The sequence below is a fragment of the Actinomadura montaniterrae genome (genome assembly GCF_008923365.1).
In the GTDB taxonomy this organism is placed as follows: domain Bacteria; phylum Actinomycetota; class Actinomycetes; order Streptosporangiales; family Streptosporangiaceae; genus Spirillospora; species Spirillospora montaniterrae.
The window spans coordinates 17,897-27,788 of sequence record NZ_WBMR01000126.1 but is presented as its reverse complement, the minus strand read 5'-3'; the positions used below and the strand labels follow the sequence as shown (position 1 = coordinate 27,788).

The 9,892-nt window shown below is 74.1% G+C and carries 12 protein-coding genes and 1 pseudogene; 6 read left to right on the top strand and 7 right to left on the bottom strand.

Annotated features, from left to right (window positions below; all coding sequences use genetic code 11):
* The coding region (locus F9B16_RS32475) for an RNA polymerase sigma factor (RefSeq protein ID WP_225992141.1) at window positions 1-454 on the bottom strand (454 nt) is incomplete at its 3' end.
* A 194-nt stretch (window positions 455-648) separates the two neighbouring features.
* On the opposite strand from F9B16_RS32475, the gene F9B16_RS32470 reads away from it, so the two are divergent.
* Genes F9B16_RS32470 through F9B16_RS32460 form a run of 3 tightly spaced genes read left to right on the top strand, consistent with a single transcriptional unit; the run spans window position 649 to window position 4,047 of the window.
* Complete coding sequence (locus tag F9B16_RS32470) at window positions 649-1,848, top strand: PP2C family protein-serine/threonine phosphatase (RefSeq protein ID WP_225992140.1); 1,200 nt, start codon at window positions 649-651, stop codon at window positions 1,846-1,848.
* Window positions 1,848-3,617, top strand: coding sequence for a sensor histidine kinase (locus F9B16_RS32465; RefSeq protein ID WP_151544043.1), 1,770 nt, complete (start codon window positions 1,848-1,850; stop codon window positions 3,615-3,617). The genes F9B16_RS32470 and F9B16_RS32465 overlap by 1 nt, the downstream gene beginning before the upstream one ends.
* Window positions 3,610-4,047, top strand: a complete 438-nt coding sequence (locus tag F9B16_RS32460) for a response regulator (RefSeq protein WP_151544042.1) — start codon at window positions 3,610-3,612, stop codon at window positions 4,045-4,047. Before F9B16_RS32465 ends, F9B16_RS32460 begins: the two co-directional genes overlap by 8 nt.
* Here F9B16_RS32460 and F9B16_RS32455 read toward each other — a convergent pair.
* Window positions 4,031-5,326 carry a PP2C family protein-serine/threonine phosphatase gene (locus F9B16_RS32455; RefSeq protein ID WP_225992139.1) on the bottom strand — a complete coding sequence of 432 codons (1,296 nt, stop codon included), beginning with the start codon at window positions 5,324-5,326 and terminating at the stop codon, window positions 4,031-4,033. The two genes, F9B16_RS32460 and F9B16_RS32455, sit on opposite strands and share 17 nt — an antisense overlap.
* 75 nt (window positions 5,327-5,401) lie before the next feature.
* Between F9B16_RS32455 and F9B16_RS32450 the strand changes: the two genes are divergently transcribed.
* From F9B16_RS32450 to F9B16_RS32440, 3 genes are all read left to right on the top strand, one after another.
* Complete coding sequence (locus F9B16_RS32450) at window positions 5,402-5,875, top strand: MarR family winged helix-turn-helix transcriptional regulator (RefSeq protein ID WP_151544040.1); 474 nt, start codon at window positions 5,402-5,404, stop codon at window positions 5,873-5,875.
* Between the two features lie 254 nt (window positions 5,876-6,129).
* On the top strand, window positions 6,130-6,972 hold the full coding sequence (locus tag F9B16_RS32445) for a L,D-transpeptidase (protein ID WP_151544039.1): 843 nt from the start codon (window positions 6,130-6,132) through the stop codon (window positions 6,970-6,972).
* A gap of 134 nt (window positions 6,973-7,106) precedes the next feature.
* The gene (locus tag F9B16_RS32440; protein ID WP_151544038.1) at window positions 7,107-7,769 is read left to right on the top strand and encodes a choice-of-anchor P family protein; all 663 of its coding nucleotides are present in this window, start codon (window positions 7,107-7,109) and stop codon (window positions 7,767-7,769) included.
* A gap of 29 nt (window positions 7,770-7,798) precedes the next feature.
* On the opposite strand, the pseudogene F9B16_RS32435 reads toward F9B16_RS32440, so the two are convergent.
* The 5 genes and pseudogenes from F9B16_RS32435 to F9B16_RS32415 all read right to left on the bottom strand — a co-directional run.
* Window positions 7,799-8,098 (bottom strand): annotated as a pseudogene (locus tag F9B16_RS32435) (STAS domain-containing protein); the annotation flags it as partial.
* An 83-nt stretch (window positions 8,099-8,181) separates the two neighbouring features.
* Window positions 8,182-8,610: an ATP-binding protein gene (locus F9B16_RS32430; RefSeq protein WP_151544037.1), complete on the bottom strand. Its 429-nt coding sequence runs from the start codon at window positions 8,608-8,610 to the stop codon at window positions 8,182-8,184.
* Window positions 8,611-8,691: 81 nt separating this feature from the next.
* Entirely contained in the window at window positions 8,692-8,946 is a 255-nt protein-coding gene (locus F9B16_RS32425) for a hypothetical protein (protein ID WP_318839271.1), read from the bottom strand.
* 51 nt (window positions 8,947-8,997) lie between these two features.
* Entirely contained in the window at window positions 8,998-9,378 is a 381-nt protein-coding gene (locus F9B16_RS32420; protein WP_151544036.1) for a hypothetical protein, read from the bottom strand.
* 61 nt (window positions 9,379-9,439) lie between these two features.
* Window positions 9,440-9,748: a 4a-hydroxytetrahydrobiopterin dehydratase gene (locus tag F9B16_RS32415; protein ID WP_151544035.1), complete on the bottom strand. Its 309-nt coding sequence runs from the start codon at window positions 9,746-9,748 to the stop codon at window positions 9,440-9,442.
* Between the last annotated feature and the right edge of the window lie 144 nt (window positions 9,749-9,892).

The following is a 9,892-nucleotide window of genomic DNA, read 5'->3' as shown; positions in this document are numbered from 1 at the left end:
GCAGCGCCGCCGGCGAGCAGCCGACGACCCGCGCCGCCTCCCGCGGGCTCAGCCCCTGCCAGGCGACGAGGATCAGGATCTCCCGGTCGCCCTCGGGGATCGCCGCCATCGCGCGGAGCACGGCGAGCCGCTCCGCGACGTCCTCGGCGATGTCGCCGGACGGCCGCGGCGCCCAGCGGGCCAGCTCCGCCGCGCACGCGTCGCGGCGGGCCTCCGCGCGATACCCGTCGCGCAGCACGTTCCGCGCGACGCCGAGCAGCCACGGCAGCGCCGGATCGGGGACGTCCGCGAACCGCCGCCACGCCACCGCGAACGTCTCGCTCACCACCTCGTCCGCGATCTGCCGCCCGGCGCGCGCGGCGGCGTACGCCCACACGCGCTGCCGGCAGGCGTCGTACATCGCGGTGAAGCGTCTCTCGTCGGGGGCCCTCTCACGGGGGGCTGGGTGTGCCACCGCGTGCTCCTCCGTCCGTCCTGGTGTGTCCATCACCAGGAAGTGGCCCGGGGAGGACGATCGTTACCGTCTCAATGGGGTGTCCATTGTGTCCGCGCCGGTCGTGCCACTACTGGACTGCCCGTAACATTTGCTCGATGGCAACCAACGCCGCCTCCACCTGCGGGGGCCTCCCGGGGCGAAGGAGCTGAGCTATGACCGCGATGCACAGTCGCGGTGCCGAGCGTCTGCCGGGGGTCGCCGGCTCCCCTCATCTCCTGCTCGTCGAGGACGACCCCGGCGACGCGTTCCTGTTCGAGGAGCTGCTCACCGAGGTCCAGCCCAACGTGCAGATCACGGTCGCCTCGACGCTCGCCGAGGCGCTGGCGTCGCTGCGCCCCGAGGTGCAGTGCGTGATCGTCGACCTGTCCCTGCCGGACGCGTCCGGGCTGGACGCGCTGCGCCAGGTGATCGCCCGCGCCCCCACCACCGCCGTGCTGGTGCTGACCGGCCTCGCCGACGCGCACGTCGGCGTCCAGGCGGTCGCCGCCGGCGCCCAGGACTACCTCGTCAAGCAGGACGTCGACGGCGCCCTGCTCGGCCGCGCCATCAGCTACGCGATCGAGCGCAAGCGCGCCGACGAGTCGGAGCGGCAGCTGGTCGAGGCGCGCGCAGTGGGCCGGGAGAACGCGCGGCTGGAGCGCGGGCTGCTGCCGGTCCCGATCCTCGCCGACGGCACGCTGCGGCACCTCACCCGGTACCGGCCGGGACGCGACCGGGCGCTGCTCGGCGGCGACTTCCACGACACGGTGCAGACCGAGGACGGCACGGTCCACGCGGTGATCGGCGACGTCAGCGGGCACGGCGCGGACGAGGCGTCCCTCGGGGTGCGGCTGCGCATGGCGTGGCGGACGCTGGTGCTCGCCGGGCACACCGGCGAGCGGCTGCTGTCCACGCTCGACGCCGTCCTGGAGCACGAGCGGTGGGGCGAGGAGATCTTCACGACGCTGTGCATGGCCGCCATCGCGCCCGACCGCCGCTCCGCCCGGCTGTACCGGGCCGGGCACCCGTGCCCGCTGCTGTTCGGGCCGTCCGGCGTGCGGGCGCTCCCCGAGGGGCCGCACGGCCCGGCGCTCGGGCTGATCCCGGGCGCGGACTGGCCGGCCGTCGACGTGGAGCTCGGCGACGCGTGGGGGCTGATGCTGTTCACCGACGGGCTGATCGAGGGCTGCGTCGGGGAGGGCGGCGAGCGCCTCGACCTCGACGGGCTGGAGGAGCTGGCGCGGGCCGCGCATGGCCGCGGCGAACGCGGGGACGTGCTCGTGGACGGACTGATCGCGGAGGCGGAGCGGCTGAACGGGGACGTGCTGTCCGACGACCTGGCGGTGCTGCTGCTGAGCCGGGGTGATCTGTGATGGCGGGCGGCGAACCGACCCGCGAGCCCGAGCAGGCGCCCGAAGAGGCGGCGCCCAAAGAGGCGGCGGCCGAAGAAGCGGCGCCCGAAGAAGCGGCGCCCGAAGAAGCGGCGCCCGAAGAAGCGGCGCCCGAAGAAGCGGCGCCCGAAGAGGCGCCGGAGGCGGAGGACGCGGCGCCCGAGGCGCTCGCGCCGCCGGTCCTGACGGAGGGCGCCGAGCTGCCCGCCCCGCACGGGATCGGCCGCGTCCGGCTCGTCCAGATCTACCGGATCGGGTCCGTGGTCCTCGGCGTCCTGCTGATCGCGGCGTTCGCGGTCGCCGGGACGGCGCTGTACCAGGCGGGGAAGGCCCGCGGGACGCTCGTCGACCGGGTCGACCCGGTCGCGCTGGAGCAGTACAAGCTGTCGTCGGCGATCGCCGCGCAGGACACCGCGATCCGCCGGTACACCGAGGAGGGCGGCGCGGACCGGATCGCCGAGTACCGGGCGGCCGTCGCGCAGGAGGGGACGTCCGCCGCGACGATGCGCCGGCTGCTGGCGGGCGTGCCGGACGGCGGCCGGGTGATCCGCCTCCTCGACCAGGTGACCGCCGGGTCGCGGGAGTGGCGGGCGCGGTTCGCCGACCGGATCGCGGCCGGCGAGGGCGGCGCCGGGCTCAGCGGCGGCCAGAGCCGGCAGGCGGGCGGGCTGTTCGACCGCGCCCGGGGCGGCATGACCCCGCTGCAGGGCGGCATCACGAGCCTGCACGACCGCGCGTCCGGCCGGCTGCGGGACCGCGCGAACGCGGCGCTGTGGTCGGTGGGCGCCGCGCTGGTGATCGCCGCGGTCGCGGTGATCGCGCTGGCCCTGGTGATCCGCCGGACGGTCGTGAGGCCCGTCGCGTCGCTCGGCGAGCAGGTCCGCGAGGTCGCGCAGGGCGACTTCGCGCACCGCCTCGACGTGTCCGGCCCCGCCGAGATCAACGAGCTGGCCGTGATCATCGACGCGATGCGGCGCCGGATCATCGACGAGTGGCGGACCAGCACCGAGCGGGCGGCGCTGCTGGACGACCAGGCCGGGGAGCTGCGCCGCTCCAACGCCGAGCTGGAGCAGTTCGCCTACGTCGCCAGCCACGACCTGCAGGAGCCGCTGCGCAAGGTGGCGAGCTTCTGCCAGATGCTCGAACGCCGCTACGGCGACCAGCTCGACGAGCGCGGGCGGCAGTACGTCCAGTTCGCGGTGGACGGCGCCAAGCGGATGCAGGCGCTCATCAACGACCTGCTCGGCTTCTCCCGCGTCGGCCGGATGGCCCGTCCCGAGGACGCGATCGACCTGAACGAGGTCGCCCGCCAGGCGCTGGACAACCTCGCCGCGCTGATCGAGGAGACCGGCGCCGAGGTCGAGGTGGCCGACCTGCCGGTGGTGCCGGGCGAGCGCACCCAGCTGACCCAGCTGTTCCAGAACCTCGTCGGCAACGCGATCAAGTTCCGCCGCCCCGACGCCCCGCCGCGGGTCGCCATCGACGTCCGCCGCGAGGGAGACGAATGGGAGTTCACCTGCGCCGACAACGGGATCGGCATCGAGCCCCGCTACGCCGACCGGATCTTCCTGATCTTCCAGCGGCTGCACGCGCGGGACGAGTACACCGGCACCGGCATCGGGCTGGCGCTGTGCAAGAAGATCGTCGAGTACCACGGGGGCCGGATCTGGCTGGCCGGCGAGGAGCGCGGCGAGGACGACCCCGGCACCACCTTCCACTGGACCCTTCCCATCGGAGACGGCGATGAATGACGGCGCGCGCCCCATCGAGGTGCTGCTGGTCGAGGACGACCCCGGCGACGTCCTGCTGACCACCGAGGCCTTCGAGCACAACAAGGTCGCCAACAAGCTGCACGTGGTGAACGACGGCGAGCAGGCGATGGCGTTCCTGCGCCGCGAGGGCGAGTACGAGGGCGCGCCGCGTCCGGACCTGATGCTGCTCGACCTGAACCTGCCGCGCAAGGACGGCCGGGAGGTGCTCGGCGAGGTCAAGGCCGACGAGGACCTGCGCAGCATCCCGGTCGTGGTGCTGACGACGTCGGAGGCCGACGAGGACATCCTGCGCAGCTACCACCTGCACGCGAACGCCTACGTCACCAAGCCGGTCGACTTCGAGCAGTTCGTGTCGGTGGTCCGCCGGATCGACGACTTCTTCGTGACGGTCGTCAAGCTCCCCCGCTGACGCGCCCCGGGTCGGCGCGGGAGTCGCCGCCCTCGGCGCGGGAGTCGCCGGCTTCGGGGCCGCGGGCTTCCGGGGCGCCGTCCCAGTCGACGCAGACGATCACCGCGTCGTCGGCCGGCTCGCCGCCCTCGTAGTACGCGAGGTAGTGCCGGATCAGCGCGCGGACGGCCTCGGGCGGGCTCTGCAGCCGGGTGTCGCGCAGCGCGTGCAGCAGCGCGACCGCCCCGTACGGCTGCCCGTCCGGGGACAGCGCCTGGTGTACCCCGTCGCTGACGATCACCAGCCGGTCGCCGCGCTCCACCGCGAACTCCTCGACGACGTAGCGGCTGTCGCCGAACATGCCGAGCGGCAGCTGCTCGTCGAACTCGATCGCCTCGGTGAGGTTGCCGCGCATCCGGTACAGCTTCGGGGAGCCCGCGTCGACCGCCCGGACCCGTCCGGTGGCCAGCTCGAACTCCATCAGCAGCGTCCCGACGCTCAGCTCGCCGCGGTGCAGCGCGTACACCGACTGGTCGGCCACGACGGCCTGCTCGGCGATGTCGGCGCCGGACCGGCGCGCGTTGCGCAGCGCGCTGACCGCGAGGTGGGTGAGCGCCGCCGCGGACGTGCCCGTGCCCATCCCGTTGCTGACGGTCAGGGTCAGCCGGTCGCGGGACGCGGTCCAGTCGAAGTTGTCGCCCCACACCGCGTACGCGGGCTCCAGCTGCCCGGCCAGGCTGAACCCCGCGGTGTCGCGGGACAGCGGCGGCAGCAGGTCCCACTGCATCTCGGCGGCGACGGTCATCCGCGTCCGCCGCCGGATCCGCCGGAACAGGTCCGTCGCCGCGTCGGCGATCTTCATCGCGCGGGCGAGGGCGTCCGCCGCCGGGGCCAGCCACGCCGGTTCCGCCTCCTCCGCGCCCGCCTCCCCGGGGACGCGGACGGTCAGCACCCCGAGCCGCTCGCCCTGCACGGTGAGCGGGAGGTGGAGGAGGCGGCCGCCGATCCGCCCGGACCGCTCCCGGTCGGGGCGCTGCCCGGCGAACGCCCGGCCGGGCCCGGTGTTGTCCAGCGGGACGTCCTCGGCCGCGGGGTCGCGGCCGAACGTCTCCGCGGCGCCGCGGACGGCCGGGACGAGGAACGCCTGCCGGTAGTCGATCAGGAGCACCTCGGCGCGCGCGCCCGGCCAGTGCCGGGCCAGCTCCGCGGTCGCCGCGGCGACCAGCTCGTCCGGCCGGGCCGACCAGATCGCTTTCTCCAGCGAGGCGGACGCGTCGCCGCGCCCTGGACGGGAAGGCACAGGTTCCCTCATCTCGTTCCGGGACGGAACCGGCCCGGGATGCCGCAGAAGACGTCGTGTGTAACAGTGGAGGGCATGGTGGACACGTCGGGTGAGGACGCGGCCCGGTCCGCTGCCGCCCTCGACGCCGCCGCGTTCACGCTGATGAGCGTATGGTCGCACGCGCACAACGCGCCGGACGTCCCGGTGCCGTCCACGCAGCTGCGGGCGCTGTTCATCCTGGAGCGCGGGCCGGTCAACATCAGCAGCCTGGCCGCCGGCCTGGACGCGCTGGTGTCCTCGGCGAGCCGGCTGTGCGACCGCCTGGAGGCGGCGGGGCTGCTGATCCGCGACCCCGGCCGGGACCGCCGCGAGGTGACCGTCCGGCTCACCGCGGACGGGCAGGCGCTGCTGGACCGGCTGCGCGTGCGGCGGCGCGCCGAGCTCGCCGGCGTGCTGGAGGCGATGCCGGCGCCCGCGCGCGCGGCGCTGCTGTGGGGCCTCGCGGAGTTCCACGAGGCGGCGTCCGGCCGCGACACCGGCGGCGGCTCGTTCCCCATGCTGGCCTGATGCCCCTTCTCCCCCGGCTCCATCATCCCGCGAAACATCCTTTCAGTCCCACAAAACCGAGTATTTGCCGAATCTCCCGCTAAACGGAAAACAGACGGCAATTATTCGGGCGCTTTCCCGGACACGCCGCGCTCATTTTCGCCGTTTACCGAACGGACGCCTCCACCACTACTAGCATCCGGCTCCATGGCGACTGACAATGCCTTTCCCGATCACCGCGGCCGGACCGCCGGGAGACCCGCGGGGGCGCCCCGATGACCGCCCGCCGTCCCCGCTCCGGCGACGCCGCGCGGGCGCGCGTCCCGGCCGTCCTCGCGGCGGGCACCCTGCTCGCCGGCGCGGGGATCGTGCTCGGCGGCTGCGGAGCCTCGCCCGCCAACACCGCGTCCGCCGGCGGCGCCAAGCGGCCGCCGCAGGCGCAGGCCCCGGCCGGCACCGCCGGTGCCCCCGAGGCCACCACGTACGCGAGGCTGAAGGGCGTCCCGCGCGACGACGCCCCGGGCGGCGCCACCGGCGGCCTCGTCGTCCACCCGGCCAAGGCCGTCCCCGTCCTCGACAAGCCCGGCGGACGGACCGTCGCCACGCTCCCCGCCCAGGAACTCGGCGGCCCCACCTGGGTGCCCGTCGTGGAGAGCTCCGGCGACTGGCGGCGCGTCCTGCTGCCCAGCCGCCCCAACGGCGCCACCGGCTGGATCGCCGGCACCGCCGACGGCCTGCTCACCGCCCACACGCCCTACACCGTCAAGGTCGACCTGTCGCGGCGCCGGCTCACCCTGCTCAAGGCGGGCAAGCCCGCCGGCGCCTGGTCCGTCGCGGTCGGCGGCGCCAAGACCCCGACGCCCACCGGCCGCACGTTCATGCTGGCCGACCTCGCCCCCGCCAAGAAGACGCCCAGCCCGCTGGTGCTGCCGCTCGGCACGCACTCGGCCACCCTGGACACCTTCGGCGGCGGCCCCGGAACGGTCGCCCTGCACGGCTGGCCCGACCGCTCCGTGTTCGGCAAGGCCGTCACGCACGGCTGCGTGCGCGTGCCACCGGACGCGCTGCAGGCCCTCGCCAAGGTCCCGCTCGGAAGCCTCGTGTTCATCGACGACTGAGCCCGCACCGGGCCGCCGCGCCGGGCCGCCGCGCCCGGCGCCCTCGTCCGCCCGCGCTTCCGGGACGTCACGAACCCCGCTCGACGGCGCTCCGCCGTCCCTTCACCCAAGACCCACACGATCGGAGACGATCCATGCACGCCTTCACTCGCCTGACCGCCGCCGGCCTGCTCGCCGCCGGCCTCACCGCCGGCGCCGCCGCGGCCACCGGCCCCGCGCTCGCCGCCCCGCCCGATCCCGCCGGGTCCGGCTCCGCGTTCGGGCTCGCGTCCAGCGGCGGGCCGCTCGGCGCCGTCCCGCCGGTGCCCGCCGTCTCGTCCGACGCCGGGCCCGCGCGCAGGAGCCTGCTCAACGAGGACCGGCTCAAGGCCGTCCGCGCGTCCGCGCTGAACGTCGCCGCGGCACCCGCGAACGCCCGCTCCAACGTCGCGGACCTGGCCGTCCCCACCGCGAAGCTGAAGGCGGGCGCCGTCACCGCCACCTGCCGCGACGCCCAGGGCGGCGCGCACCTGACGCGGGCCACCGTCGCGGGCAAGCGCCTCGACGCGACCCCGCCGCCCAACACCACCGTCCCCGTGGACGTCGAGGGCGTCGGACGCACCTCGCTCGTCCTCAACAAGCAGCAGCGCCTGCCGAACGGCAGGCTCGCCGTCACCGCCATGCAGCTGAACCTGCCCGGCGGCAAGGGCGCCCTGCGCGTCGCGTCCGCCACCTGCGGCCGCGAACCCGCGCAGCGTCCCGCCGAGGCGCCCGCGCCGAAGCCGGTCAGGCACCACGACCTGCCGGTCACCGGCTGACGGCCTACAACGGCGACGGCCTGCTCCACGGTCCCGTACAGCTCGAACACCTTCGCCAGGTGCGTCACCTCGAAGACGTCCCGCACGCCCGGCGGGCCCCCGGCGAACACGATCTCCCCGTTCAGCGCCCCCAGCCGGCGCGACACCCCGATGAACACGCCGAGGCCCGTCGAGTCGAGGAACGTCGCCCCGTCGAGGTCGATCACCAGCCGCCGCGCGCCGTCCTCGACGAGCCCGAGCAGGAACACCCGCAGCCCGGGGCTGCTCCCGACATCGACATCGCCCGACACGGCCACGATCGTCTGGTCGCCATAACGGCGCCGGCGCACGGTGAAGTCCACGATATTTGCCTACCAGACGCACCGCACCGGCCGAAGCGACCGGGCCGCACGAATGGCGCGAAAATCCGGCCTCAGCCGGCGAACGATTTCTCGAAATGCACGATCGCCCCGTTTCGCTGGACGCGATCGAGAATGTGGACCTCCTCCGTGCACGCCCGCATCAGCTGCAGTCCGCGGCCGTGCTCGGCGCCCGGCGGCGCGGGCGGCCCGTCCCACACCCGGTGCCCGGTGTCGCCGCCCTCGGCGGTGCTCACCACGGCGCCGCCATCGATCACCTCGACGACGCACTTCGCCCCGTCCATCCGGGCTCTGACCTCGTAGTCCTTGCCCGCGGTGGCGTGCTGGATGACGTTCGCGCACGCCTCGCCCAGCGCCAGCGCGATGTCGGCGCGGACCTCCGGCGGGACGCCCAGGCCGCGCAGAGAGGCGTCGAGCGTATGCCTGACCAGCGGAGCGCTCTCGGCGTTCCTCGGCAGGGTCATCTCGAGGACGACCTCCATACCATGCGCCTCCGTTCCCTCGCTAGTGGCAAGAATTCCCAGTACCGCACTCCGGAAACTCCGGCCATCCGGCAAGGCTCGCTAGTCGCCCATCGCGGCCATCACCTTCGCGCCCTCCCCGGCCAGCTCGTCCAGCGGGAAACGGGCCAGATCGTGCCGCAGCACCGTTTCCGCCGCCTCCAGCGCCGCTCTCGCGGTGATCATGCAGGTCCCGGCCCGTTCGATGTCGCCGAGCCCGATGCAGTCGAAGGCGACCTGCGCGTCGTGAATCGTCATCCGCAGCTGCCGGACGACCTCGTCCATCCCCATCCGCGTCCCCCCGTCGGCAGATTTCACGCCGCATCCTAGGACGCGCACCGCCTCAAGATCATGATCGCCGCGCGGGGGTCAGCCTTCCTCGACGCGTCCGGCCAGCTCGCGGGCCCGCGCGACCTGCTCCTCGTCCATCCCCTTGTAGTCGCAGCCGCGGCGCTGCTCCTCCTGGTCGTCGATCCACCGGGCGTGCGCCTCCCAGGCGGCCTGCTTGCTGACGCCGAGCGCGGCGCCGATCTGCGACCACGACGCGCCGGCCTCCCGCGCCGTCCGCACCGCGAGCTGCCGCCCGTACACCGCCTTGCGCGCGATGACCTCGCCGAGCGCGAGCCGTTCGAGGGCCTCCTCGCGCAGCAGCGGCACGTCCCCCATCGTGTCCCGCACCCACAGCTCGTCATGCCGCCCCGCCGCCGTCAGCAACGTGAACTCTCTCTCGATCCCCTCAGGAGTGATCATGCCCACCACCCTGACGTCAACCCACCCTGACGTCAAGCCCCCCTGACGTTCCATCGGGCGATCAGACAGGCTCGGCTCCGTGGCCAGTGGCGATGGCGTCGATGTGGTGGGCCAGTTCGAAATCCTTGGCGGTCAGGCGGTGTCCGGCGTCGTGGGTCGTGATGTCGAAGCGGATGCGTTGCCAGGTGATGTGGATGTCGGGATGGTGACCGACTTCGCGGGCCTTGGCTGCCACGTACATCGCCAGGTGGACGGTCTCGTGGTAGCTGTGCCGGTAGGTCCGGGTGATGGCGTTGCCAGTGCGTTCCCAGCCGGGGAGGTCGGCCAGGCGGGCGGCGATCTCGTCGTCGGTGAGCGGTTCGGGGGCCATGGGCGTCTCCTCGTCAGGTGACGGCGCCGATGCTCTCGCCGAGTTCGCGGCCTTGGGCAGTGTGATTCCAGCGTGCGGCGTGCGAGGGCAGGGCGCCCAGTTCCAGCGAACGGCGCGAGGACGCTTGGATCGTCCGGCACGCCG

Bases quoted from the DNA above. Each gene is read 5' to 3' on its own strand.
- F9B16_RS32460 (WP_151544042.1), top strand. From the start codon at position 3,610: ATGAATGACGGCGCGCGCCCCATCGAGGTGCTGCTGGTCGAGGACGAC.
- F9B16_RS32450 (WP_151544040.1), top strand. From the start codon at position 5,402: ATGGTGGACACGTCGGGTGAGGACGCGGCCCGGTCCGCTGCCGCCCTC.
- F9B16_RS32440 (WP_151544038.1), top strand. From the start codon at position 7,107: ATGCACGCCTTCACTCGCCTGACCGCCGCCGGCCTGCTCGCCGCCGGC.
- F9B16_RS32420 (WP_151544036.1), bottom strand. From the start codon at position 9,378: ATGATCACTCCTGAGGGGATCGAGAGAGAGTTCACGTTGCTGACGGCG.
- F9B16_RS32445 (WP_151544039.1), top strand. From the start codon at position 6,130: ATGACCGCCCGCCGTCCCCGCTCCGGCGACGCCGCGCGGGCGCGCGTC.
- F9B16_RS32415 (WP_151544035.1), bottom strand. From the start codon at position 9,748: ATGGCCCCCGAACCGCTCACCGACGACGAGATCGCCGCCCGCCTGGCC.
- F9B16_RS32465 (WP_151544043.1), top strand. From the start codon at position 1,848: ATGGCGGGCGGCGAACCGACCCGCGAGCCCGAGCAGGCGCCCGAAGAG.
- F9B16_RS32470 (WP_225992140.1), top strand. From the start codon at position 649: ATGACCGCGATGCACAGTCGCGGTGCCGAGCGTCTGCCGGGGGTCGCC.
- F9B16_RS32430 (WP_151544037.1), bottom strand. From the start codon at position 8,610: ATGGAGGTCGTCCTCGAGATGACCCTGCCGAGGAACGCCGAGAGCGCT.